22 protein-coding genes are annotated in these 25606 nt (G+C 64.7%); 8 read left to right on the plus strand and 14 right to left on the minus strand.

Annotated elements, in window-relative coordinates; translation table 11 throughout:
- Positions 1–154 precede the first annotated feature (154 nt).
- A complete protein-coding gene (locus WBG82_RS02075; protein ID WP_424420741.1) occupies positions 155–442 on the plus strand; it encodes a hypothetical protein in 288 nt (95 codons plus the stop codon).
- On the opposite strand, the gene WBG82_RS02080 is transcribed toward WBG82_RS02075, so the two are convergent.
- Complete coding sequence (locus WBG82_RS02080; protein WP_424420744.1) at positions 427–897, minus strand: Mov34/MPN/PAD-1 family protein; 471 nt, start codon at positions 895–897, stop codon at positions 427–429. The genes WBG82_RS02075 and WBG82_RS02080 overlap by 16 nt on opposite strands.
- The gene (locus tag WBG82_RS02085) at positions 894–1301 is read right to left on the minus strand and encodes a hypothetical protein (RefSeq protein ID WP_424420746.1); all 408 of its coding nucleotides are present in this window, start codon (positions 1299–1301) and stop codon (positions 894–896) included. The genes WBG82_RS02080 and WBG82_RS02085 overlap by 4 nt, the downstream gene beginning before the upstream one ends.
- A gap of 32 nt (positions 1302–1333) precedes the next feature.
- Between WBG82_RS02085 and WBG82_RS02090 the strand changes: the two genes are divergently transcribed.
- On the plus strand, positions 1334–2341 hold the full coding sequence (locus tag WBG82_RS02090) for an RluA family pseudouridine synthase (RefSeq protein ID WP_424420748.1): 1008 nt from the start codon (positions 1334–1336) through the stop codon (positions 2339–2341).
- Positions 2342–2526: 185 nt separating this feature from the next.
- On the plus strand, positions 2527–3429 hold the full coding sequence (gene rpoH, locus WBG82_RS02095) for an RNA polymerase sigma factor RpoH (RefSeq protein WP_424420751.1): 903 nt from the start codon (positions 2527–2529) through the stop codon (positions 3427–3429).
- Positions 3430–3503: 74 nt separating this feature from the next.
- Here the strand turns inward: rpoH and msrA are convergent, their stop codons facing one another.
- The 9 genes from msrA to WBG82_RS02140 all read right to left on the minus strand — a co-directional run bounded on the left by msrA (position 3504) and on the right by WBG82_RS02140 (position 10894).
- Positions 3504–4160, minus strand: coding sequence for a peptide-methionine (S)-S-oxide reductase MsrA (gene msrA / locus WBG82_RS02100; protein ID WP_424420754.1), 657 nt, complete (start codon positions 4158–4160; stop codon positions 3504–3506).
- Between the two features lie 78 nt (positions 4161–4238).
- Positions 4239–5204 (minus strand): alpha/beta fold hydrolase, encoded by a 966-nt coding sequence (locus WBG82_RS02105; RefSeq protein ID WP_424420757.1) that lies wholly within the window; start codon positions 5202–5204, stop codon positions 4239–4241.
- Positions 5201–5551, minus strand: a complete 351-nt coding sequence (locus WBG82_RS02110; RefSeq protein ID WP_424420760.1) for an SCP2 sterol-binding domain-containing protein — start codon at positions 5549–5551, stop codon at positions 5201–5203. Before WBG82_RS02110 ends, WBG82_RS02105 begins: the two co-directional genes overlap by 4 nt.
- Positions 5552–5724: 173 nt before the next feature.
- The gene (locus WBG82_RS02115) at positions 5725–6072 is read right to left on the minus strand and encodes a hypothetical protein (RefSeq protein WP_424420763.1); all 348 of its coding nucleotides are present in this window, start codon (positions 6070–6072) and stop codon (positions 5725–5727) included.
- Positions 6073–6195: 123 nt separating this feature from the next.
- Positions 6196–7053 carry an ABC transporter ATP-binding protein gene (locus WBG82_RS02120; protein WP_424420765.1) on the minus strand — a complete coding sequence of 286 codons (858 nt, stop codon included), beginning with the start codon at positions 7051–7053 and terminating at the stop codon, positions 6196–6198.
- Positions 7053–7796, minus strand: coding sequence for an ABC transporter ATP-binding protein (locus WBG82_RS02125; protein ID WP_424420768.1), 744 nt, complete (start codon positions 7794–7796; stop codon positions 7053–7055). The genes WBG82_RS02120 and WBG82_RS02125 overlap by 1 nt, the downstream gene beginning before the upstream one ends.
- The gene (locus WBG82_RS02130; protein WP_424420771.1) at positions 7793–8764 is read right to left on the minus strand and encodes a branched-chain amino acid ABC transporter permease; all 972 of its coding nucleotides are present in this window, start codon (positions 8762–8764) and stop codon (positions 7793–7795) included. The genes WBG82_RS02125 and WBG82_RS02130 overlap by 4 nt, the downstream gene beginning before the upstream one ends.
- Complete coding sequence (locus WBG82_RS02135; RefSeq protein ID WP_424420774.1) at positions 8761–9663, minus strand: branched-chain amino acid ABC transporter permease; 903 nt, start codon at positions 9661–9663, stop codon at positions 8761–8763. Before WBG82_RS02135 ends, WBG82_RS02130 begins: the two co-directional genes overlap by 4 nt.
- Before the next feature lie 7 nt (positions 9664–9670).
- Positions 9671–10894 carry an amino acid ABC transporter substrate-binding protein gene (locus WBG82_RS02140; protein ID WP_424420777.1) on the minus strand — a complete coding sequence of 408 codons (1224 nt, stop codon included), beginning with the start codon at positions 10892–10894 and terminating at the stop codon, positions 9671–9673.
- Positions 10895–11110: 216 nt separating this feature from the next.
- Here WBG82_RS02140 and WBG82_RS02145 point away from each other — a divergent pair, with 216 nt between their 5' ends.
- Positions 11111–11572: an Hsp20 family protein gene (locus WBG82_RS02145; protein WP_424420780.1), complete on the plus strand. Its 462-nt coding sequence runs from the start codon at positions 11111–11113 to the stop codon at positions 11570–11572.
- A gap of 57 nt (positions 11573–11629) precedes the next feature.
- Here WBG82_RS02145 and WBG82_RS02150 read toward each other — a convergent pair whose 3' ends face one another.
- Positions 11630–14332 (minus strand): GNAT family N-acetyltransferase, encoded by a 2703-nt coding sequence (locus WBG82_RS02150; RefSeq protein WP_424420782.1) that lies wholly within the window; start codon positions 14330–14332, stop codon positions 11630–11632.
- A 128-nt stretch (positions 14333–14460) separates the two neighbouring features.
- On the opposite strand from WBG82_RS02150, the gene WBG82_RS02155 reads away from it, so the two are divergent.
- Positions 14461–15369, plus strand: a complete 909-nt coding sequence (locus WBG82_RS02155) for an alpha/beta hydrolase (protein WP_424420784.1) — start codon at positions 14461–14463, stop codon at positions 15367–15369.
- A 175-nt stretch (positions 15370–15544) separates the two neighbouring features.
- On the plus strand, positions 15545–17275 hold the full coding sequence (locus tag WBG82_RS02160; protein WP_424420787.1) for a response regulator: 1731 nt from the start codon (positions 15545–15547) through the stop codon (positions 17273–17275).
- Positions 17276–17302: 27 nt separating this feature from the next.
- Here the strand turns inward: WBG82_RS02160 and WBG82_RS02165 are convergent, their stop codons facing one another.
- Both WBG82_RS02165 and WBG82_RS02170 read right to left on the minus strand, forming a co-directional pair.
- Complete coding sequence (locus WBG82_RS02165; protein ID WP_424420790.1) at positions 17303–17719, minus strand: Hpt domain-containing protein; 417 nt, start codon at positions 17717–17719, stop codon at positions 17303–17305.
- Positions 17720–17810: 91 nt separating this feature from the next.
- Positions 17811–18848 carry a threonine aldolase family protein gene (locus WBG82_RS02170; protein WP_424420792.1) on the minus strand — a complete coding sequence of 346 codons (1038 nt, stop codon included), beginning with the start codon at positions 18846–18848 and terminating at the stop codon, positions 17811–17813.
- A 532-nt stretch (positions 18849–19380) separates the two neighbouring features.
- On the opposite strand from WBG82_RS02170, the gene gltB reads away from it, so the two are divergent.
- Both gltB and WBG82_RS02180 read left to right on the plus strand, forming a co-directional pair.
- Positions 19381–24045: a glutamate synthase large subunit gene (gene gltB / locus WBG82_RS02175; protein ID WP_424420795.1), complete on the plus strand. Its 4665-nt coding sequence runs from the start codon at positions 19381–19383 to the stop codon at positions 24043–24045.
- A 1-nt stretch (position 24046) separates the two neighbouring features.
- Positions 24047–25465: a glutamate synthase subunit beta gene (locus WBG82_RS02180; RefSeq protein WP_424420797.1), complete on the plus strand. Its 1419-nt coding sequence runs from the start codon at positions 24047–24049 to the stop codon at positions 25463–25465.
- Positions 25466–25606: the final 141 nt, after the last annotated feature.

Consider the following 25606-nt stretch of genomic DNA (forward strand, 5'->3'; position numbering starts at 1 on the left):
AACTCCGCGCGCCGCCTGCCGACGTTCGCCCGCGGCCACGCCCTAGCGCGAAGGCGATCGGGCTACCGGCCATAGGGTGCCTGCCCTAAATCCTTGCCCTGCGCTGCGGCAAACCGGCGCAGCAAAAGAGTGTGCCTATTCATGATTTTGAGAAATGATCAAATTTTCCTTTTATAATCAATATCTTGTGAAAAATTCTGTTGTCGGCACCCAGTCCATAGAAATATTGCGACGCAGCATTTTAGATTTGACATTTTGTCACGAAAGGCCGATACAGGCCTCAGAAAGGCTGATCGATCTCCTCCCCGATCGAAGACTTTCAGTAGTTGCCGCCCGCGCCCTCCTCCCTCCTCCCCCCGGCGCGGGCGGCACCCTCCCCCTCCCCGGAATTGAAGTGATCGCCAGGCTCGTTGCGCCCGCCGCGCGTCAGCCTTCGATATGAAGCCGCAACGGCCGGAAGCGGCGTGCCGCCCCATCCCCGAGCCGCAGGAAGGCCCGCATCGTCACCCGCCCGGTGCGCTGCTCCGGCGCCGCGATCAGCGTGACGAGCCCGACCTCATGCGCGCCAGCGAGATCGGCGCCCGAAGGGCTCGCGACCCCGAGCGGATGGGAGTGAAAATAACCCACGACCCGCTCGCGCAGTCTTTTGTGCCGCCCTTCCCTCAGCGTGCGCTGGAGCGTGAAGAGAACGGCCGGATCAATCTCGAAATGCCGCATGCGCAGCCGCTTCGGCAGCACATTCGCCGCCGTCACGGCATGCGCGACATGCACGCGCCCGGCGCGTCTGGTGCCGACCAGAACGCCGCAGCATTCTTCCGGAAAACACTTGAGCGCGTGTGCGGCAATGCGGTTGTAGGCGGCCCGGCCGATCGTCAGCGCGGCGAGCCCCGCCGTCATCGGCCCTGATTCTCCGCGAAGTCGCTGAGGGGCCGCAGGCGAATCCGCCCAAGCTCGACACCGGTCTTGGTACTGACGATGATGATCTCTTCCTGCGCGGCCGCGCCCTGCTTCGTCGTCACCGTGTGAATGGCGATCCTGTCATCGGCCATGACGAGGCTCTTCACGCTCTCGCCAGGCGCCACGTGAATGTCGCTGACGCCGAAGCGCCCGCCGATTCCCACCCTCGGCTCCGTGGCCGCGGGCTGGGAGGCACGCTTCATCACCACCACGGCCACAAAGATAATCCCCGCCACCAGAATGAGCCCCATGGTGACGAGCAGCATGATGGCCGCCTTGACGCCATTGGAAAGGGGCGGCTTTGGCCGTTCCACGGAAGCGGGCGCGGCGGTATCCTCAGACATTTAGTCCTCACTCGACAGAATGGGCGAAAGTTTTGGCCAGCCAATGCCATGCCGTGACGGTGCCGCCGGAAGCAGGCGGCACCCGTCTCGACAAGTATCTCACGGAAGCGCTCGCCGACAAGGCTGAAGCCCTCTCCCGCGCGCGACTGAAGGCGCTGATCGATGACGGCCATGTGGCGATCGACGCGCCTGCGGGCGCGCGCGCCCTGGCCGATGCGTCCTATCGCGTGAAACCGGGCGAGCGCTTCATCGTCACCGTGCCGGCCGCCGTCGCGGCCGCGCCCGAGGCGCAGGCCATTCCACTCGACATCGTTTACGAGGATGACGATCTCATCGTCGTCATGAAGCCCGCGGGCCTCGTCGTCCACCCAGCCGCCGGGAATCCCGACATGACGCTCGTGAACGCGCTCATCGCCCATTGCGGCGACAGCCTTTCCGGCATTGGCGGCGAGAAGCGGCCCGGCATCGTCCATCGCCTCGACAAGGACACGTCGGGCCTCATGGTCGTGGCGAAGAACGATCGCGCGCATCAGGCGCTCGCCGCGCAATTCGCCTCGCATGGGCGGGACGGAAAGCTCACCCGCGCCTATACCGCGCTCGTCTGGGGTGTGCCCCAGCCAAGGAGGGGAACCATCGAGGCCAATATCGCCCGCTCGCCGCGCAACCGCGCCAAGATGGCGACAGCGCACAAGGCAGGACGCGAGGCGATCACGCATTATCAGGTGAAGGAGGTTTATGGCGACGGCCTCGTGTCGCTCGTCGAATGCCGCCTCGAAACCGGCCGGACACACCAGATCCGCGTTCACATGACCTCGATCGGCCACCCCCTGCTGGGCGATGCGACTTATGGCGGTGCCCAGAAGACGCGAAAATCGAAGCTCTCGCCCGAGGCCAGGGCTGCGCTCGAAAGGCTCGGCCGGCAGGCGCTTCACGCCCATCACCTCGGATTCGAGCACCCGACGACCGGAAAAAGACTCAGATTTGACGCATCCTTACCTAGCGACATTAATGACTTGATACACAGTTTGGAATTGATATAATCTCATTCCATGGCGGTCCTTTTTTGGCCCGAATCCGCGCCTATATAGGGGCAGATATCCGACCGGCCCGCTCCGGAATTCGCGGACCGGCACCGGCCTAAGGGGGCCGCCTGGAAGCGACGGCGAACCGACGGATCTGAATTCTTCCGCCGTACGTATCCATTCCGTTATCGAGGGGTATGCACATGTCCAAGCTCATGCCAGCGCCAAGCCCGGAAGCGTCGCTCTCCCGCTATCTGCAGGAGATCCGCAAGTTTCCGATGCTCGAGCCGCAGGAAGAGTACATGCTCGCCAAACGCTGGCGCGAGCATGAGGACGCCGAAGCGGCCCACAAGATGGTGACGAGCCATTTGCGTCTCGTGGCGAAGATCGCCATGGGCTATCGCGGCTATGGCCTTCCCATCGGCGAAGTGATTTCCGAGGGCAATGTCGGCCTCATGCAGGCGGTCAAGCGCTTCGATCCCGAAAAGGGCTTCCGTCTCGCGACCTATGCCATGTGGTGGATTCGCGCCTCGATCCAGGAATACATCCTGCGCTCCTGGTCGCTGGTGAAGATGGGCACGACCGCGGCGCAGAAGAAGCTCTTCTTCAACCTGCGCAAGGTGAAGGGCCAGATTCAGGCGATCGAGGACGGCGATCTGCACCCGGATCAGGTGACGCAGATCGCCGACCGTCTGGGCGTCACGGAGGCCGAGGTCATCTCCATGAACCGGCGCCTCTCGGGCCCCGACAATTCGCTCAACGCGCCGCTGCGCCAGGATTCGGAAGGCGGCGAATGGCAGGACTGGCTGGTCGACGAAACGGCCGATCAGGAAACCGCGCTCGGCGAGCGTCAGGAACTGAGCGTGCGTCAGGAAATGCTGGCCGAGGCCATGCAGACCCTGAACGAGCGCGAAATGCACATCCTGACCGAGCGCCGCCTGAAGGACGAGCCCGCGACGCTCGAGGATCTGAGCCAGGAATATGGCATCAGCCGCGAGCGCGTGCGCCAGATCGAGGTGCGCGCCTTCGAGAAGCTGCAAAAGGCCATGCGCGCCGCGATGCGCGACCAGGCGGATGCGCGCAAGGAGGCGATGGCCAACGTCTGATCGCTCTGCACACGGACGAAACTGGAAAGGCCGCCCCGAGGGGCGGCCTTTTCTCTGTCTTGCGTCCGGAAAATCTAGTCCGCCGCGATGCCCGTTCCGATGGGGCACGAAACGCCCGTGCCGCCAAGGCCGCAATAGCCATTGGGGCTCTTCGCGAGATATTGCTGGTGATAATCCTCGGCGAAATAGAATTCGGGCGCGTCGAGAATTTCGGTAGTGATGGCGCCGTAGCCCTGCGCGGCAAGCGCGCGCTCAAAGGCCGCCTTCGAGGCTTCGGCCGCCTTGCGCTGCGCCTCGCCGAAGACATAGATGCCGGAGCGATACTGCGTGCCGATATCGTTGCCCTGACGCATGCCTTGCGTGGGGTCGTGGCTCTCCCAGAAGATCTTGAGCAGCATCTCGTAGGAGAGTTTCTTCGGATCGTAGACGATGAAGACGACCTCGTTGTGTCCCGTCCGCCCGGTGCAGACTTCCTCATAGGTCGGGTTCGGCGTGTAGCCGGCCGCATATCCCGCCGCGGTCACGAGAACGCCGGGCACCTGCCAGAATTTCCGCTCCGCGCCCCAGAAGCAGCCAAGGCCGAACATCGCCTTCCCGCTGCCCTCGGGATAAGGCCCCTTGAGCGGCGCGCCATTGATGAAGTGCCGCTCCGCCGTTCCAAGCGGCGCATCGCGGCCCGGAAGCGCCTCTTCCGGCGCGGGCATCTCGATCTTCTTGCGCAGACTGAACATGCTGTCCTCCTTGGAGGTGAAATTTTCCTGTGGGCGATCCTACGCCGCCGCGCGCGCCCTGTCAGGCGTCGCAACGGATCACAAAGGCGCGATCCGCCCGGCGAAGCCGTCAAAGGCCGCCCAGAACTGCGCCCGAAGATCGTCGCGCTCGATCAGGATTTCGTGGCGCGCGCCTGCAATTTCGGCGAGGCGGGCATCGGGCAGGCCCGACGCGGCGGCATGAAGCGCCCGGCCGTCGATCAGCGCGTCTTCCGCCGCCAGCGCGATCAGGATCGGCGTTTCGATCCCGCCAAGAAAGGCGGGCGCCGCCGTCACATCCATGCTGCGAAAGGCGGCCGCGAGCCAGCCGAGCGTCGCCGAGCCGAGGCCAAGCCGCCCATCGGCGCGGATCATGGCCTGATAGGCCGCATAGCGCCGTTCGTCATGGGTGAGAACATTGCGCGCGAAAGCCACCTCGTCCGCCGCCTTCGCATTGCCGCCCGGAACATAACGCGGCCCGAGCCCGGCCGCCGCACCGCAAACGGCGATCGCCCGCGTCAGCGCGCTCGCCGCCGCGCCCGAAAATCGCAAGCCCAGCATGGGCGCCGAAAGCGCGAGCCCCGAAAACCAGTCCGGACGGTCATGCGCGGCGCGCAGCAGAATGTTTCCGCCCATCGAATGGGCAAGCGCGATCCAAGGCTTCGGAAATGCGGGCGCGACCTCGGTCATGAAGGCCGCAAGATCGCGGCCGAAGCTCGTGAAGTCGTCGACATGCCCCTTGCGCGGATCGGCAAGCAGCCGGTCGGAAAGCCCCTGTCCCCGCCAGTCGAGCGTGGCGACGGCAAAGCCCCGGCCGATAAGCTCGCCGGCTACCTCGAAATATTTTTCGGCAAACTCCGTGCGCCCGCCGAAAAGGAATACCGTGCCCCGGCAGGCGGCAAGGCCCGCCGCATGCGGCTCCCAGAGGATGGCGCGCAGCCGCACGCCGTCGCTCGCCTCGAGCCAGCGCGCATGGCCGCCAATGGGCATCGGATTGCCGGTGGTGAAAACGATGGGTGCGCTCAATTCGTCCGGCCGCTCTTTCTGAGCACGATGGGCCCGAGCCGCACCGCGATGCCGACATCGCCGGAAATGCGCATCTTTCCCTGCCGGAAGGCCGTGACCTGATCGACCTCCTGGCGCAGCATGCGCAGATGAAGAAAGGGGTCGAGCTTCACCGTGCAATCGGCGGGCTCATCGCGCGTATGCACCTTGTTGGGCATCCGCCGCCCGTCGATGAAGACGACGCCCGCCTCGCCATAGTCGAATTTGAGCTTCGCGCCCAGATTTTCGCCCTCCAGGCAGGAGCGCAGAAGCGCCGCGATCTCGCCGACGATTTCGGGCGCTCTGGAAGGTGAGGAAACGATTTTCATGGGGCGGATGTCCGGCGCGGCATGACGTTGCGCCATATCACCACCTTGGCCGCCCGCGCTCAACAGCGATGATGCGCGAACAAATGTGGATGCCGGGGGCCAGAGCGGCGCGCTCGGAGCCGGTGGCCCCTTGATCCCGGGACGAGCCCGGGATCACGGCGTCAGACCGCCTCTCAGAAGCCAACCGAAATGATGGCGCCCGTATAGGCATTGACGGTCAGCATCACCAGGCGGCCGCGATAATCGCGGCAGGGCACGCGGTAATAGTGATCATAGAAGATCGGCCGGCCGAAATGATGGTAGCGCGCCCGCTCAAGCCGCGGCCTCCAATAGCCGAAATCGCGGCGCTTCATATGACGGTAATCGTGCCTGCGATCGTAGCTGCCGCGGCCCCAGTCGCGCTTGCCATGGTCGCGATAGACGCGGCGATCGTCGTGCCGGTAATTGTCGGCCTGCGCGGCCATGGGAACCGTTGCAAAGAGCGCCGCCGCAAGGCCGGCAAGGACGAGAAACTTCTTCATGGGCTGCCTCCTTGGCAAATCGAACCGGGTATCGATCCGTTGAGGCAGAGAATGCGCGATGGCGGCTGAACCCATACTGGCCCGACCGTTCATCGCCTGTTCAGCTTTCAGCGGCGCGGCCGATCAACCGCCAAGAAAGAGCCGGCCGACTTCCGGATTTTCCAGAAGCTCTGCTCCCTTGCCAGCCAGCGCGACGCGGCCTGAAACCATTACATAGCCGAGATCGGCGAATTCGAGCCCCCTGCGTGCGTTCTGCTCGACCATGACGATGGTCTTGCCCTGCTCGTCGCGCAGCTCGGTGAGAATTTCGAACACCATGTCGATCATGCGCGGCTCGAGCCCGATGGAGGGTTCGTCGACCAGCAGGATGTCCGGGTCCATGATGAGCGCGCGGCTGATCTCGAGTAGCCGCCGCTCGCCGCCGGAGAGCACGCCCGCCCGCTCCCGCCGCCGCTTCGCGAGCCGCTCGTAACGCGCGAAGACCCGCTCCGCCGCTTCATGCGCCGCCCGCCCGTCGGCGAGAAGATAGCCGCCCATCAGGAGGTTTTCTTCCACCGTCATGTCGGGAAAGATCGAATTGTCCTGAAGGATATAGGCGATGCCCGCATCCTTCAGCCTCGCGCTCGATGAGAGGCGCGTTACGTCGCGGTCCTGCGCGATGACCGCGCCCGCCGTGATCCTCGTGAAGCCGAAGATCGAATGAAGCACGGTCGACTTTCCCGCGCCGTTCGGGCCTACAAGGCAGAGCCCCTGCCCTCGCGCTACCGCAAGGTCGATCCCGTGCAGGATCTCCATCGCGCCATAGCCAGCATGGAGCCCTCGAAGCTCGAGCACCGGCTCGCCGCTCGCAAGCGCAAGAAGCTCCTCCCGCGCAACCGCCTGCCCCAGCGCCTCGGCCTCGCGCGCGATGTCGGCGACCGAAAGCGCCGGCGCGATGCCGCCCTCGCCATAACCACCCGCCCGTTTGCGATCGCCCACCATCATTGCGCTCCGAGATAGGCATCGAGCACGCGCGCATCGCCACGTATCTCGTCCGGCGTGCCCTCGGCGAGCACGCGCCCATGCGCGAGACAGGTGATGCGCGAAGCAAGGTTCATGATGACGCGCATATTGTGCTCGATAACGAGCAGCGTGATGCCGAATTCCTCATTGGCCTTTCTCAGCCGGTCGATGAGCCCGTTGATGAGCGTGGGATTGATGCCGGCGGTCGGCTCGTCGAGAAGCAGAATCTTCGGCTCGCTCATCAGCGCCATGGCGAATTCGAGCAGCTTCTGCTGGCCGAAGCTCAGGCTCCCCGCCTTATGGTGCCGCTTTTCATGTAGGCCGACAAAGGCGAGCAGTTCCTCCGCGTGCTGATCGAGGCCGCGCGGACGCGGGCGCAAGAGCGCCAGCACACCGCCATGCGCATCGCGCGAACTGATCTGCATGTTCTCCATGGCGCTCATCTCGCCATAGACATGCGTCTGCTGATAGGTCCTGACGAGGCCCGCGCGGGCGATCGGGCCGACGCGGAGGCTCGAGATCGGCCTGCCCTCGAACAGGATCTCGCCCCCATCGACCGGAAAGGCGCCAGTGATGCAGCCGAAAAGCGTCGTCTTGCCGGAGCCGTTGGGGCCGATGAGACCGGCGATCTCGCCCGCTTTCACGGCGAGCGACACATCGTCATTGGCGACCACGCCACCAAAGCGCTTCGTCACATTGCGGACTTCGAGGAGCGGGCTCATGCGCGCGCTCCCGATCTGCGCGCGGCGAGGAAGCCCATGATGCCTTGCGGGAAGAAAAGCACGATCACGACGATGAGAAGGCCGAGCGCGACGCGCTGCCAGCCGAGCAGATAGGCCCAGAACAGTTCCTTGGTGAGGTGGAAGATCGCGGCGCCGATGACCGGACCCCAGAGCGTGCCCTTGCCGCCGAGTATCGCCATCAGCACCATCCAGACGCCGAAAGTCGCGCCCGAAAAGGCGACGTCGCGCGGATCGATGAAGCCGAGCATGTTGCCCGTGACGGCGCCCGCAAGCCCGAGAAAGAAGGCAGAGATCGCCCAGGCCGCCGTCTTGATGCGGGTCGTCTGGAGGCCCATCGCCTCGGCCTTGTCCTCATCGTCGCGGATCGCATTGAGCGCAAGCCCGAAGCGCGTCCTGTAGATCGCCCGCAGCGTGAGAAAACAGAGCGCCGCGATGGGGAACAGGAGGAAGTAGAAGAAGAGTTCGCGCCCGCCGAGCGCGCCCGGATAAAGCGGCATCGCCATGCCCGAGCCCGCGCCGACATAATCCCAGCCCGCCGCGATCTCGCCCGCCGCGATGCCGAGCCCGAGCGTGGCGATGGCGAAGTAGTGTCCGCGAATGCCGAGAAGGACGGCGCCGGAGAGGAAGGCGAAGAGAAGCGCGGCAACACCCGCCACGCCGATGCCGAGCGCCAGCGCCTCGAAATAGGGAAGACCGGAATCGCGCTGCACGACCGCGCAGGCATAACAGCCGATGCCGAAGAAGACGATGCTGCCGAAGGAGTTGTAGCCCATCTGGCCGCCGAGCATGTCCCAACTCTGCGCCAGCACCACCATCAGCCAGAAGAAGGCGAGCTGGGTGACGAGCCCCGGCATGAGGAAAGGCGCGGCGAGCGAGGCGAGCGCGATCGCGGCGAGCAGCGCGGGCTCGGGCAGCCGCCGCGCCCTGTCGATGAATGCGTCCATCATGACAGATAGCTTCTGCTGCGGGCGGCGCGCAGATTGCGCCAGACGAGGATCGCGACCATCAGCGCGAAGACGAAGGCGATCTGATATTCGGCACCGAGGACGAAGCCCGCCACATTCTCGACCGCGCCGAGCCCGAGCCCGGCCGCCACCACGCCCGCGACATTGCCGAGCCCGGCGACGACGACGATGAGGAACGAGCGCACCGTATAGGGCAGGCCGATATAGGGATGGATGGTCCATGCCATGACGGCGAGGCTGCCCGCCGCGCCGCAAAGGGCCGCGTTGATGCCATAGGTGACGACATAGACGCGATCGGTGTCGATGCCGAGCACATGCGCGGCGCGCGCGTTCTGCGCCGTCGCGCGGATCGCCTGCCCCATCCGCGCATGGCGCAGGAAGAGCCAGAGCGCCGCACCCGCCGCGAGCGCCAGTACGAAAGCGATGATCTTGATCCAGGCGAGCGTCACCGCGCCGTCGAGCATGTGGATCGAGCCGAGCCCGGTGTCGATGCTGCGCACATCGGAGCCGAAGACCATGTTCATGAGCTGCTGGATGAGGATGGAAAGGCCGAAGGTGGCGAGAATGGAAATGAAAAGATCCTTGTCCACCACGCGGAACACGACGACGCGATAGAGAAGCCAGCCGACGCAGAACATCAGGGCGGCAGAAAGCGGCAGCGCCGCGAGCGGCGGCACGCCATGGCTCGCCAGCGCGAAGGCGATGAACCCGCCAAGGACGACGAGTTCGCCCTGCACGATGTTGACGATGTTGAGCACGCCCCAGACGAGCGACATGCCATAGGCGGCGAGCGCGAAGATGGCGCCGACGAGAAGGCCGTTCAGCACGACATCGAGCGCGAAGGAAGGGTTCTGGACGAGGAGGAGAAGATTGTCGATCACTTGGCGTTCACCTCTCGTCCCAGCCGGGCGCTGGCGCGCGCAGCTTCGCCTCGGCCCATTTCTCCGGCCACACGACGACATATTTTCCGTCCTGCACCTGGAAGAGCACCATGGGCTTGCCGGCGTTCTTGCCCGTCTCGTCGAACTTGATCGGCCCGTAGAAGGTCTGCATGTCCGTTGCCGCGAGCGCGTCGCGCACCGCCTTGGGGTCGAGGCTGCCCGCACGCTCGAAGGCATCGGCATAGACCTGCACGGCGGCGCTCGATTCCGCCGCCTGATAGGGCGCGGGCTCGCCATAGGTTTTCTGATAGAGCGCGGCATAATCGCTCGCCTTGCCGAAGAGCGCGTCCGAATAGGAGAGCGACGGCGCCCATTGCGCGCCGCAAAGCGTGTATTCGGCGATCTTGCCGAACTTCTCCGCGATCTGCGCCGAGTCGCAATGCGTCATGGCGAGAAGCGGCACATAGACGCGCTGATCGGCAAGCTGGCGGATGGCGGTCGCCGCGCCCTTCTCATGGCCGGAGACGATGAGAAGATCGGGCTTCAGGACTTTCACCTTGGTCAGCGTCGCCGACATGTCGTTGAGCTCGGGCGGCAGCTTGTCGTCGATGACGATCTTCATGCCATAGCGCTTCGCATCGGCGGTCACGCCCTCGCGCACATCCTGCGAGAAGGGATCGTTCTCGAAGGCCATGGCGACCTTGAGCTTCGTCGGGTCGGCGGCGCGCGAAGCGGCGAGCTGCACCGCAGGCTGAAGATATTGATCCGTGGTCGAGAGGACGGCGAAGAGGTATTTGTAGCCCTTGCGGAAGAGCGAGATGGCCGCGCCATTCGCCTCGACCATGGGCACGCCGTATTTCTCGTTTACCGGCGCCATGGCCTCGGCGAGCCCGGAGGAATAGGGCCCGAGCAGATACTGCACCTTGTCCTGCTGGATGAGCCGTTCGGCAAGCTGCGCGCCGCGCGCGGGGGTCGATTCGTCGTCGTAATAGAGGATCTCGAGCCTGTAGCTCTTGCCGCCGACCTTCACGCCGCCGCGCTCATTGATGGCCTTGACGGCGAGGTCGTAGCCATTGCGCGTATAGACGCCATTGGTCGAGTACTTGCCGCTCAGCGAGACGGCCGCCCCGAGCCTGATCGTGCCGGCTTCCTCCGCCTGCGCCGCTTGCGCTAGGGCCCCAAAGCCCGCCACGGCCATCAGAACGGCCCGCGCCCATGATCGCAATTTCATCATCATCCCCTCTGGCACCCGCCTCCGTGACGCCTCTCCGGCAGGCGGCGCGGAAGATATCCCCATCTTGAACTGGCGGACCGCAATTCCTACTTCCAGAACGCCGGACGCCGCATGTGCGGGTCCGGGGGTGAAGGGCTCCGGCCGGCCTCGCCGAGGCGGCATTAAAGCCTTTCGTCCGCTGGTTTTCCATCGCTTTAAAAGGATGTAACGCCCATGAGAACCTTCGATTTTTCCCCGCTTTACCGCTCCACGGTCGGCTTCGACCAGCTCCAGTCGCTGCTCGACTCGGTGACCCGGGACGCAACCCCGACCTATCCCCCCTACAACATCGAACGTCTGGGCGAGGCTGAATATCGCATCACCATGGCCGTTGCCGGCTTTTCCGAGAACGATCTTTCGATCGAGGTGAAGCAGAACGTGCTCACCATTTCCGGCAAGCGCACCGAGCCCGAGAACACCAATTACCTTTACCAGGGCATTGCCGGCCGGAGCTTCGAGCGCCGTTTCCAGCTTGCCGACCATGTCGAGGTGAAGGGCGCGCAGCTCGAGAACGGGCTGCTCCATGTCGATCTCGTACGCCGCATTCCCGAGGAACTGAAACCGCGCCAGATCGCGATCAAGTCCTCGGTGTCGAACGCGCGGACGATCGAGGGCAACCTCGCCGCTGCCGAATAACGCCACACCAGGCAGATGAATGAGAGCGCCTCCGGGACAAGCCCGGGGGCGCTTTTCTTACGCCGTCCGGCGCAGGGGAAGCTGCATCTCGACCACGCCCGGCTCGCCCTCGATATGCTCGCGCACGAAGCCGAGCGCCGCGCAGAGATCGATCATGTGATGGTTCTCGCGCAGCACATGGCCGAAGACGATGCCAACCCCTCGCATGCGCGCATAGTTGATGAGATGCTGCATCAGCGTGTAGCCGAGCCCGATCCCCTGATGATCCGTCCGCACAAGGATGGCATATTCGGAGCGTTCCCGGTCCGGGTCTTCCGACAGACGCCCCACGGCCGCAATCTCGCGCATGGAGGCGTCGGTGAAGATGACGAAGGCCATCTCCCGGTCATAGTCGATCTGTGTCAGGCGCGCGGCGAGCTGGCGCGGGAGCTGACGCAGCGGCGAGAGAAAGCGCATGCGCAGATCTTCCGGGTCCGTATGCGCGAGAAGATCGTCGATGAGCGTCACATCCTCCGGCTTGATCGGCCGCATGGGATAGGTCTTGCCCTTGCGGTCGCGGATGACGCCTTCGAGATCCGAAGGGTAGGGACGCACGGCGAGCCGCTCGGTGCCGACGGAAACCGCCGGCCGCACGCGGATGCGCGCATCGACCGCGACGACGCCACGATGGTCCGCCCATAGCGGATTGATGTCGAGTTCGAGCACTTCCGGCAGATCTGCGACGAGATCGCCAAGCGCCATGAGCGTGCCGGCGATGGCATCGAAATCGGCGGGCGGCCGGTCGCGATAGCCCTCGAGCAGCCGCGAGATGCGCGTCCGCCGTATCAGGTCTTCGGCGAGCACGCGATTGAGCGGCGGCAGCGCCATCGCCTTGTCGCGAATGACCTCGACCGCCGTGCCGCCCTGCCCGAAGAGAATGACCGGACCGAAGGTCGCGTCGTCCACCACGCCGAGAATGAGCTCGAAAGCGCTCGGACGGCTGACCATGCGCTGAACCGTGAAGCCTTCGATGCGCGCACCCGGCGCCGCCGCGCTCACCATGGTGAGCATGCGGCCCGCCGCCTCGCGCACCGCATCGGCGCTTTCAAGGCCGAGCGCGACGCCGCCGACATCGGTCTTGTGTGTAATGTCGGGCGAGAAAATCTTGAGCGCCACCGGAAAGCCGATTTCGGCGGCGATCCGCGCCGCCTCCTCTCCGTCATGCGCGATACGGGTATCGACCGCCGGAATGCCATAGGCGGAAAGCAACGCCTTCGCTTCGGGCTCGTTGAGCCATTCGCGCTCTTCAGCAAGCACGCGGCCGACGATTTCGCGCGCGCGAGAGAGATCGCGATCCGGCCATGCCGGGCCCGCCGGGGGAATTTCCATCAGGAGCCGCTGGTTCTGGCGATAGCGCACCTGGTGCATGAAAGCGGTGATCGCCTGGCTCGGCGTGTCATAGGTCGGCACGAGGCGCGAGAGGAAAACCTCGCGCCCCGCCCGCGCGCTCAGATCCCCGAGCCAGCTCGTGAAGACGGGCTTGCCGCTTTTCTCCGCCGCATCGGCCACCGCGCGCGCCGCCGCCACATTGTCCACCACCGCCGTCGGGCAATTGATGGCAAGCAGTGCGTCAGTGTTCGGGTCCTTCAGCATGATGCCGATTGCCGCCGCGTAACGCTCCGCCGGCGCGTCGCCGACGATATCGACAGGATTACCCCGACTCCAGGTGCGCGGCAGCACGGCATCGAGCTGGGCCAGCGTCTCGGGCGCAAGCTCCGCCATCTGCCCGCCTTCCTCGATGAGGAAATCCGTCGCCAGCACGCCGAGCCCGCCGCCATTGGTGAGAATGCCGAGACGTTCGCCGCCGAGCGGCTTGCGCTCGGGCCGGGTGGAGAGCGTTTCCATCGCCTCGAACAGATCGTCGAGCCCCTTCACGCGCAGCATGCCCGCGCGCTGGAAGGCGGCTTCGTAAACCGCGTCGGAGCCCGCAAGCGCGCCCGTATGCGAGGCGGCCGCCCTCGCCGCCGCCGCATGCCGCCCGGCCTTGATCACCATGACGGGCTTCAGCCGCGCGGCCTGCCGGCCCGCCGACATGAATTTGCGGGCGTGCTCGATCGACTCGACATAGAGAAGGATGCTCCGCGTCTGCGGATCCTGGGCGAGATGGTCGAGCATGTCGCCGAAATCGACATCGGCCATGCCGCCGAGCGAAACGATATGGGAAAAGCCGATCCCGCGCGTCGCCGCCCAGTCGAGCATCGCCGTGATGACCGCGCCCGATTGCGACACGAAGGCGATATTGCCCTTGAGCGGCGCGATATGCGCGAAGGACGCATTGAGCCCCACGCCCGGCACCATGACGCCGAGACAATTCGGGCCGACGATGCGCATGAGCGATGGCCGGGCGGCCGCGAGCATGCGCGCCTGAAGCGCCCTGCCTTCCTCGCCGAGCTCCCCGAAGCCCGCGGTGATGACCACCGCCGCGCGCGTGCCGCGCGAACCGAGCTCCGCCAAGAGATCGGGTATGCCCTGAGGCGGCGTCGCGATGACAGCGAGATCGGGCGCGGCGGGAAGATCGCTCACACTGGCGACGGCGTCGACATCGCACATGCGTCCGCCAAACTCCGCGGCGCGGCGATTGACCGCCCAGATCTTTCCACCATAGCCGCCGCCGGTCAGGTTCTTCAGCACGACATTGCCGACGCTGCCTGCCCTCATGCTTGCCCCGATCAATGCGATGGAACGCGGAGCAAACATCTTGTCGAGATTGCGGATGGTCATAGGCGGAGAGTTCCCCCTGGCGGCCTGCAATATGGCGAAAGACCGGCATCGCCCTTAAACTACCCCAAGAATATGAAGGAACGGGGCGAACGCTTCCACCATTTCGCCGCACCGGCAGCGGAGGCTTCATGTCGAGCACGAGAGCCAAGCTTTTCAACCGCCTGCTCCGCATCCTGACGGCGCGCGGGCTCGACCCCAACGCAGATCCGCGCCTCCTGCGCCAGAGGCTCGACCGCCTGATCGAGCGCTTCAACCGGCCGCTGCGCCACGCCCGCGCCGAGCCGCTCGACGTCGAGGGCATCGCCGCCGAATGGGTTGTTCCCGATACGGAGATTCCGGGACGCTTCCTGCTCTATCTGCATGGCGGCGGCTACATCTTCTGCAACCCGCGAACCCATCGCAACATCGTCTCGAACATGGCGAGAGCGGCAAGAACGCGCGCACTCGTCATCGACTATCGCCTCGCGCCGGAGCACCCTTTTCCCGCCGCGGTCGAGGATGCGCTCAAGGCCTATCGCTGGCTCCTCTCGCAGGGCGCGGACCCCGCGCGCATCACCATTGCGGGCGATTCCGCCGGCGGCGGCCTCTCGCTCGCCCTGCTTCTCGCCCTGCGGGACAGGGGCGAGCCCTTGCCGGCCGGCGCCGCGCTTCTCTCGCCCTGGACCGACCTTGCCGCTTCCGGCTGGACGCATGTCACCCATGCCCGCCTCGACCCGATGCTCGGGCTGGACGGGCTGCTGCTCGCCGCCCGCCATTACCTTCAGGGCGCGCTGCCTACCGAGCCTCTCGCCTCGCCGCTCTTCGGCCGCCTCGAAGGGCTGCCGCCGCTCACCATCCATGTCGGCGACCGGGAAATCCTGCTCGACGATTCGCTGCGTCTGGCGGAAAAGGCGCGGGCCGCCGGGGTCGCTGTCGATCTGAAGGTCTGGCACGGCCTGCCCCATGTCTTTCAGGCCGCGAGCTTCCTGCCGGAAGCAAGATCGTCGCTGGGGCAACTGGGAGAATTTCTCGACGCGCGCATGAAGGCCGCGCCCTGAAGCCACTCCACTTCCGATGAAACACGAATTTCGCCTTAGGAGGGATTTAACCCCCGGAAGGCTAGAAAATCATGTTGAACCGGGTATGAAGGCGAAGAAGGCGGATGGAGTTCGTCGATCGGACATCGAGATGGAAAATCATCTGCGCCGCGTCGTGTAAACGAGGCGCGGCAAAATGCTGATGGGTAACGAGGGCCAGGGCAGGAGCCTGACGCGTCAGTTCGGGCTGAAGTTTGTCGCCTTGGCCCTGCTTCTGGCGCTCTGCCAGCTTTCTCTCGAATATCTTCATGCCAAGCGGGAACTTCTGGATCATCTGGCCGACCGGGCCGCGATGCTTTCCGGCAACCTGCTCATGCATGCCGAGCGGGAACCTTCCTTCTCGCTTCCGGACGCGATCCGCCATGTGAACTGGCAGACGCGGTACTTCTCCGATCTCGTCGGCGTCTATTTCGTCGATCCGCAGGGCCGCCTCGTCGACAAGGCCATGCGCCCCGGCGAGATGATCGATGCCGCCATTCTGAAGAGCCCGGCCGTCCGGGACGGTGTGGCGACGAGCATGGAAAGCCGGACGGGCCGCAATATCGGCCTTTCGGGTGGCAATCCCGCCTTCTGGCTGCATGTCACCTATGTCGCGCCTCTCGGCCTCGACGCACTCTTTGTGGTCGACCAGGGCGTGTCGCGCGAGAGGATAGCCGGCCCCATCGTCTCCGCGCTCGCGGCGCGCAGCGCGCTTTTTCTTGCCCTTCTCGCCGCCTTCTACTGGCTCGTGCAATCGTCCGTTCTGCGGCCGATCTCGCGTCTCGGCGACGCGCTCGCGCGAAGCGGCGCGGGCGGCGCGCTCGACCTTTCCTCCGAACTGCCGCCGAACGAAATCGGCGCGCTCGCAAAGCGGGTCGACGAGTTGCTGCTGAGCCTCGATGGCTGCATGGAGCGAAACGAAGTGCTGCTTCAGGCCATCGAAAGGCTCGACGCCGGCGTGCTGATCGCGACGGATGAGGGCCGGATCGTCTGGGCGAGCGCGGGCTTCGAGCGCATGACGGGCTTTTCCCGCGCCGAGATGGAAAGCCGCAGCCTGGACAATATCTATTCGAGACACTGCAAGCCCATCGGCGCGCTGTCGGCCTTGCGGCAGGCGGTGCGTTTCAACCATGGCTACAAGGTCGAGACCGTCGATCACGCGAGCAACGGGCGCGACTTCTGGGCCTCGATTGAGGTTCACCCGATCGCCGAGGCCGCCGGAAAACACGGCAAATTCATCGTCATCGAATATGACATCTCGCGAGCCAGGAAACTGAAAGCCGAACTGGACGAGAGCCGGAGTTTTCTGCGCGCACGCACCGACGACCTGCAGCAGGCAAACACCGAACTTGCGGCAAGACGCACCAGCGATACGCAGGCAGATGCAGAACCGGCCGCCAAGCAGGAAGGCCGCGCGACGGCGGCGCAGGTCGCCGGAGCCACGAGCCTCGATGTGCTGCTCGCCGAGGACCAGCCGGTCAACCAGAAACTCATGATCGCCGTCATGGAACGGCTCGGCCACCATCTGACGATCGCGAATAACGGCATCGAGGCGCTGCGCCTTCTCGAGCGCCAGACCTTCGATGTCGTGCTCATGGATATTCAGATGCCGGAACTCGACGGCATCAACGCGACGAAGCTCATCAGAAGCGCGGATGAAGCCTGGCGGAACGTGCCGATCGTCGCCCTGACGGCGCATGCGGCCGAAAGCCAGCGCGAAACCTATCTCTCGGCCGGCATGGACGGCTTTGTCGCCAAGCCCTTCAAGATCGACCTGCTGATCGCCGAGATGACCCGCGTCGTCGCCACCAGCCGCGCGGATAATCCGCAAGGGCCGGGGAATGCGCTCTCCGACATGCTGGACGAGATCGACGGCCTGATAGGCTGACGGGGGAGCGGACCAGAAAGGGAAGCGTCAGGCCGTCAGCGTGGCGAGCTTCTCGACGATGCGCGCGCCCGTATCGCCGCCCGTGCCGAAGAGGTCGTTGTCGCTCACAAGCTTCAGCAGCTTGATATGCGCATTCACGATGTCGAGCGAGCGCTTCGACGTCCGGTCGCCCGTGCGCAGATAGTCGCAAAGCGACGCACCGATCGACGTGATGAGATGATAGCCGAAGGAACCGCCCTGCCCCTTTATATTGTGCGCGATGGAGTGGATGTCCTTGAGCACATCCGCAGGCGGAACACCCTTGTCCAGACGCGAGAAGATTTCCTCGAGGCTCGCAATGTCCTCGGCAAGCGTCTCGCGGAAACTGTCGCGCAGGGCCGCCACCGCGGCTTCCGCATGCGCGATCATCGCTTCATAGTCGGGCGTCGATTTCGCACCAGCCATGCGATCCCCTATCTCCGGCTCCGAATGGGGAGCCTCGGGCAAGTTTAGAAGATCACGCTTAACGAAGGCTGAAGCCTGTTCCGTATTGAACTCAACCCCGCGCAACCGCAAGGAAGCGATCGACATCGCTCTCATGCGTCGCGAACGAGGCGACCAGCCGGACGGTCATGGCCTCCCCGTCATCCCCTGCCATCGGCCAGGGGTGGAACCGCGCTCCCGCCTCCCGAAGGCGCCGCAATACGTCTCGCGGAAGCCGGACGAAAACCTCATTGGCCTCGACCGGAAAGCGGATGGCCGCCCGGTCGAGCAGGCGGAGGCCGCTCGCAAGCCGCGCCGCCATGGCATTGGCATGGGCCGCGTTGCGCAGCCAAAGCCCGTCGGCCAGATAGGCCTCGAGTTGCGCGGAGAGAAATCGCATCTTCGAAAAAAGGTGCCCGGAACGCTTGCGGCGAAAGGCGAAGTCGGCGGCGCGGCCGGGATCGAAAAAGACGACGGCCTCGGCGGCGAGCGCCCCGTTCTTCGTCGCGCCGAAGGAGAGGACGTCGACGCCCGCCTTCCATGTCATTTCGGCGGGCGTGAGGCCCGTCGCGGCGAGCGCATTGGCGAACCGCGCCCCGTCCATATGGACCGCGAGATTCCGCGCCCGCGCGAGCGCGACGAGGCGGGCAAGCTCGTCCGCCTTATAAAGAGTGCCGGCCTCCGTCGATTGCGTGACCGTCAGGGTCGCGGGCTGAACGTGGTGAACGACGCCTGCCGGAAGGGAGTTCAGAACGGCCTCGAGCGCCTCGGGGTCGATCTTGCCCTCGCCGCCCGGAATGCCGATGAGCTTCGCGCCGGCCGTGAACATCTCCGGCGCGCCGCATTCATCGGCATGCGCATGGGCCTGTTCATGGCAGAGGATCGCGCCATGGGAGGGCGTCAGCGCCGCAAGCGCCAGCGCATTCGCGGCCGTGCCGGTCGCCACCGGAAAGACGGCGACCTCGCGCTCGAACACCTCCGCAAAGCGCAGCTGAAGCCGCGCCGTGATCTCATCCTCGCCATAAGACGGAACGGCGCCCTCATTCGCGCGCCCGATCGCCTCGAGAATTTCCGCCGCCACGCCGAACGCGTTGTCGCTTGTGAAAATCATGCTACCTGCCATCCGCCTCCCGATAGGGCGGACAATATAGAAAAGATGACGAAAGCCTGCGCGAGATCCCGTCAGGCGCCGCCTAACCCTCTGATTTCCGGCCCAAATTTTTTAGGTCAGCATACCTGTCGTATTTGCTTGATTCAGCCCCGGACTTTCGGCATGATCTTCAGGCTAAGATGGGCATCGGGTTCCGACGAGAGAAAATGCCCATGGAAAGCAAAGGCCCCGTTTGCGGTGCGCCTCATCGGGCGGGCCGGGACGGGCCGGCGACCTTGCACGGCGATGCGACCCATTGCCCTGCGGGACTTTATTTAACAACCAGACGTGCGATCCGTTGAGCGAAACGTGGCTTTCTGGCGCCCTGAAGGGCGCCCGGTGCGCGATCCAGTCGCCGACGGAACAGGAACGGTCCGTCTCCCGCGCATGGGGAGCGGATAGGCGAGGAACGATGGACAAGATGGAGAAGGCTCGAGGCCGGACGCCCAAGAGCGGGGAGCGCCCCGCGGTCGTCGCCACGTCGTTTGAGGACATGGCGGCAGTACCGGCGGGGCTTCCAGATGCGCAGGGTCTTTACGATCCGCGCAATGAACGCGATGCCTGCGGCATCGGCTTCGTGGCGAACATCCATAATCGAAAATCCCACAAGATCATCGAGGACGGCCTCAGGATCCTCGAGAACCTCGAACATCGAGGCGCGGTAGGCGCGGACCCCAAGGCGGGCGACGGCGCCGGCATCCTCATACAGATCCCCGATGCCTTCTTCCGCGAGGAATGCGCCGCTCTCGGCATCACGCTTCCCGCTGCCGGCGAATACGCCATCGGCCATTTCTTCCTGCCCCGCGACAAGGCGGAACGGACCAAGATCGTCGAACTCGTCGAGAAGACAGTCGTCGAGGAAGGTCAGGTTTTCCTCGGCTGGCGCGACGTGCCCGTCGACAATTCCGATCTCGGCCATTCGGTGAAGCCGACCGAACCGTTCCATCGTCAGCTCATCGTGGCGCAGGGGCCCGGCATCGGCGATCAGGATCACTTCGAGCGCAAGCTCTTCGTGATCCGCAAGCGCATCTTCAACACGATCTTCCGCGAAACGGGCAGGATGCCCCGGGATCTCTACATCGCCTCGCTCTCCTCGCGCACCATCGTCTACAAGGGCATGCTGCTCGCCGCGCAGGTCGGCTCCTACTACAAGGATCTGCGCGACCCGCGCATGGTGACGGCGCTCGCCCTCGTCCATCAGCGCTTCTCGACCAACACGTTCCCGACCTGGCGGCTGGCTCATCCCTTCCGGATGATCTGCCACAATGGCGAGATCAACACGCTGCGCGGCAACGTGAACTGGATTCAGGCGCGCTATTCCTCCATGCAGTCGGAGATTCTCGGCGACGATCTGAAGAAGCTCTGGCCGATCGCGGTCGAAGGCCAGTCGGACAGCGCCTGCTTCGACAATGCGCTCGAACTCCTCGTGATGGGCGGCTATTCGCTCGCCCATGCGATGATGATGCTCATTCCCGAAGCATGGGCGGGCAATCCGCTCATGGATGAGGATCGCCGCGCCTTCTACGAATATCACGCCGCGCTCATGGAGCCGTGGGACGGACCCGCCGCGGTCGCCTTCACCGATGGCCGCCAGATCGGCGCGACGCTCGACCGCAACGGATTGCGGCCCGCGCGCTATTTCGTCACCGACGAGGGCAACGTCGTCATGGCGTCCGAAATGGGCGTGCTGCCCGTGCCGGAAGAATCCATCGTCGAGAAGTGGCGCCTTCAGCCGGGCAAGATGCTCCTCATCGATCTCGAGGAAGGCCGCATCATCGCCGATGACGAGATCAAGGCGAAGCTCTCGAAGCTCAACCCTTACAAGAAGTGGGTCGAACGCACGCAGATCGTGCTCGAGGACATGCCGCCCGCCACGAAGGCGGCAAAGCCGCCGCATGACGCCGCGCTTCTCGATCTCCAGCAGGCTTTCGGCTACACGCAGGAAGACATCAAGTTCCTCCTGTCGCCGATGGCGATCGAGGGTCAGGAAGCGATCGGCTCAATGGGCACGGATACGCCCGTCTCCGTTCTCTCGGAAAAGCCGAAGCTGCTCTACACCTACTTCAAGCAGAACTTCGCGCAGGTGACGAACCCGCCGATCGACCCGATCCGCGAAGAACTCGTCATGTCGCTCGTCTCCTTCATCGGCCCGCGACCGAACCTGCTCGATCTCAAGGGCATGTCGAGCGTGAAGCGGCTCGAGGTGCGCCAGCCGATCCTCACCAATGAGGATCTCGAAAAGATCCGCATGATCGGCGAGGTCCCGGACAATCACTTCAGATCGGAGACGCTCGACATCACCTACAAGGCCGAGCGCGGCGCGGACGAAATGGAAACCATGCTCGGCCGACTCTGCGAGCGCGCCGAGGAAGCGGTGGCCAGGGGCTTCAACATCATCATCCTGTCCGATCGCAAGGTGTCGGCGGAACGGATGGCGATCCCGGCACTCCTTGCGACATCGGCCGTGCACCACCACCTCATCGCGAAGGGGCTTCGCACCTCGGTCGGCCTCGTCGTCGAGACGGGCGAGGCGCGCGAGGTGCATCACTTCGCCTGTCTTGCGGGCTATGGCGCCGAAGCGATCAACCCCTATCTCGCCTTCGAGACGCTGGAAGCGATGCTTCCCTCGCTCGACGAGAAGCTCACCGCCTATGAGATCACCAAGCGTTACATCAAGGCGATCGACAAGGGACTGCTCAAGGTCATGTCCAAGATGGGCATCTCGACCTATCAGTCCTATTGCGGCGCGCAGATCTTCGACGCGATTGGCCTCAACTCCGATTTCGTGACCAGATATTTCACGGGCACGGCCTCGGTGATCGAGGGCGCGGGCTGCCATGAAATCGCCGAGGAGACGTTCCGCCGCCATCAGCTCGCCTTTGGCGACGCGCCGGTCCTGCGCAACGCGCTCGATGTCGGCGGCGAATACGCCTTCCGCTTCCGCGGCGAGGAACACGCCTGGGATCCGGACTCGGTGCGCGATCTTCAGCATGCGGTACGCGGCAACAGCCAGGACAAGTATCGCGAGTTCGCCCGGCGCATCAACGATCAGAGCAGGCGGCTTCTGACCATTCGCGGCCTCTTCGAGATCAAGACCGCGGAAGCCGACGGCCGCAAGCCCGTGCCGCTGGAGGAGGTCGAGCCCGCCAAGGAGATCGTCAGGCGTTTCGCCACCGGCGCCATGTCCTTCGGCTCGATCAGCCGCGAGGCGCATACGACACTGGCAATCGCCATGAACCGCATCGGCGGCCGCTCCAATACGGGCGAAGGCGGAGAGGAATCCGACCGCTTCAAGCCGCTGCCGAATGGCGATTCCATGCGCTCCTCCATCAAGCAGGTCGCATCCGGACGCTTCGGCGTGACGGCCGAGTATCTCGTCAATTCCGACATGATGCAGATCAAGATGGCGCAGGGCGCAAAGCCCGGCGAAGGCGGGCAGCTACCCGGCCACAAGGTCGATGCCGTCATCGCCAAGGTGCGCCACTCGACGCCGGGCGTCGGCCTCATTTCGCCGCCTCCGCATCATGACATCTATTCGATCGAGGACCTCGCCCAGCTCATCTTCGACCTGAAGAACGTGAACCCCGACGGCCTCGTCTCGGTGAAGCTCGTCTCCGAAGTCGGCGTCGGCACGGTCGCGGCCGGCGTCTCAAAGGCGCGAGCCGATCACGTCACGATCTCGGGCTTCGAGGGCGGCACGGGCGCCTCGCCCCTCACCTCGATCAAGCATGCCGGCAGCCCCTGGGAGATCGGCCTTGCCGAAACGCACCAGACCCTGGTGCTGAACCGCCTGCGCGGCCGCATCACGGTGCAGGTCGATGGCGGTCTCAGAACCGGCCGCGATGTCGTCATCGGCGCGCTGCTCGGCGCCGACGAGTTCGGCTTCGCCACCGCGCCGCTCATCGCGGCAGGCTGCATCATGATGCGCAAGTGCCATCTGAACACCTGCCCCGTCGGCGTGGCGACGCAGGACCCGGAACTGCGCAAGCGCTTCGTCGGCATGCCGGAGCATGTGATCAACTACTTCTTCTTCGTCGCGGAAGAAGTGCGCGAATACATGGCCTCGCTCGGCTATCGCAGCTTCAACGAGATGATCGGCCAACTCCAGATGCTCGACAAGCGCAAGGTCGTCGATCACTGGAAGGCGCATGGTCTCGACTTCTCGCGGCTCTTCCACAAGCCGGAAGCCGGCAAGGATGTCGCCATCTACCGGACCGAGACGCAGGATCACAAGATCGCCAGCGTGCTCGACCGCAAGCTCATCACGCAAGCGCGCGATGCCATCGAGCGGAAGAAGCACGTCCGGATCGAAACCTCGGTCGGGAACACGGATCGCACCGTCGGCGCCATGCTTTCGGGCGCCATCGCCAGGCGTCATGGCCATGCGGGGCTTCCCGACGATACGGTCCATGTGAAGCTCAACGGCACGGCCGGCCAGAGCTTCGGCGCCTGGGCCGCGCATGGCGTGACGCTCGAACTCGAAGGCCAGGCCAACGACTATGTCGGCAAGGGCCTATCCGGCGGGCGCCTCATCGTCTACCCGCCGGCCAATACGAGGATCGTGCCCGAGAAGAGCATCATCGTCGGCAACACCGTTCTTTACGGCGCGATTTCCGGCGAGTGCTACTTCCGTGGCGTCGCGGGCGAACGCTTCGCCGTCCGCAATTCCGGCGCCATCGCAGTCGTCGAAGGCACGGGCGACCATGGCTGCGAATACATGACCGGCGGCATCGTCGTCGTTCTCGGACAGACGGGCCGCAACTTCGCGGCCGGCATGTCCGGCGGCATCGCCTATGTCCTCGACGAGGACGGCATGTTCGAAAAGCGCTGCAACATGGCGATGGTCGATCTGGAGCCGGTGGAATCGGAACTCGCGCTGATGGAAAAGCTCCACCACCAGCGCAGCGATCTGGAAAGCCACGGCCTCGTCGACATCATGTCCGACATGACGCGCTTCGACGCCGAGCGGCTCCGCCAGCTCATCGAAAATCACGCCCGCTACACCAATTCGTCGCGGGCGAAGGAAATACTCGGCAACTGGTCCGCAATGCTCCCCAAATTCCGAAAGGTCATGCCGGTCGAATACCGGCGCGCCCTGAAGGAAATGGAACGCGCGCAGCAAAGCGCCCCTGAAGCCATCGCCGTGGCAGGAGAGTAACGTGGGAAAGATTACCGGATTTCTGGAGATCGACCGGCAGGACCGCAAGTATCAGCCTGCTTCCGACCGCATTCGTCACTTCAAGGAGTTCGTGATTCCGCTCGGCGAAAAGGCCGTGCGGGATCAGGCCTCCCGCTGCATGGATTGCGGCATTCCCTACTGCCACAATGGCTGCCCCGTGAACAACCAGATCCCCGACTGGAACGATCTGGTCTATCGCGACAATTGGGAAGAGGCCTGCCGCAACCTTCACTCGACGAATAATTTTCCCGAGTTCACCGGCCGCATCTGCCCCGCCCCCTGCGAGGCGGCCTGCACGCTCAACCTCATCGAGCAGCCGGTCACGATCAAGACGATCGAATGCGCGATCGTCGATCGCGGCTGGGCAGAAGGCTGGCTTCCGCCGCAGCCTGCCGCCAGGCGGTCGGGCAAGAGGGTCGCCATCGTCGGGTCGGGTCCTGCCGGGCTTGCCTGCGCGCAGCAGCTTTCCCGCGCGGGCCACGAGGTTCATGTCTTCGAGAAGAACGCGAAGGCCGGCGGCCTGCTCCGCTATGGCATCCCCGATTTCAAGTTGGAAAAGCACCTGATCGACAGGCGCCTTTCCCAGATCGAGGCCGAAGGGGCGAGCTTCCATTATGGCGCGCATATCGGCGTCACCATGAAGGCGAAGACGCTGCTGGACGAGTTCGACGCCGTCGTCCTCGCCGGCGGTTCCGAGCATCCGCGCGATCTCCCCATCGAGGGGCGCGATCTTCGCGGCGTTCACTTCGCCATGGATTTTCTGCCGCAGCAGAACCGGCGCAATTCCGGCGAGCCGCTTCAGAACATCGAGCCGATCCTTGCAGGCGGAAAGCATGTCGTCGTCATCGGCGGCGGCGACACGGGCTCCGACTGCATCGGCACCTCGTTCCGTCAGGGCGCGCTCTCGGTGACGCAGCTCGAGATCATGCCCGCGCCGCCCGAGAAGGAGAACAAGCTCCTGACATGGCCCGACTGGCCGCTCAAGATGCGAACCTCGTCGAGCCAGGCCGAGGGCGCGGGGCGCGACTTCTCCGTCATGACGCGGCGCCTCATCGGCGAGGGCGGCCAGGTGACGGCAATCGAATGCGTCCGCCTCGACGACAAGATGCAGGCGATCGCGGGCAGCGAGTTCAACCTCAAGGCCGATCTCGTTCTGCTCGCCATGGGCTTCGTCCATCCCCTCCATGAAGGCATGCTCGCGGAACTGGGTGTCGCGCTCGACAAGCGCGGCAATGTGGCCGCCGACACGGCGACCTACAGGACGACGCTCGACAAGGTCTTCTCGGCGGGCGACATGCGCCGCGGCCAGTCGCTCGTCGTCTGGGCGATCCGCGAGGGCCGCCAGGCGGCGCGCGAGGTCGATCTCTTTCTGATGGGCGAGACGACGCTTCCGCGCTGATCCCGGGCCGTCCGTACAATGCCGAAGCCCCGCCGGAAACGGCGGGGCTTTTTTCCGCCGCCACGCGATTGCCCAGACCCACTGGACAGTTTCTCCCGAACCGCCTTCACTAACGAGGGGAAGACAGCATTCGGGGGGCAA

This window comes from Parvibaculum sp., from assembly GCF_049671045.1.
GTDB lineage: Bacteria > Pseudomonadota > Alphaproteobacteria > Parvibaculales > Parvibaculaceae > Parvibaculum.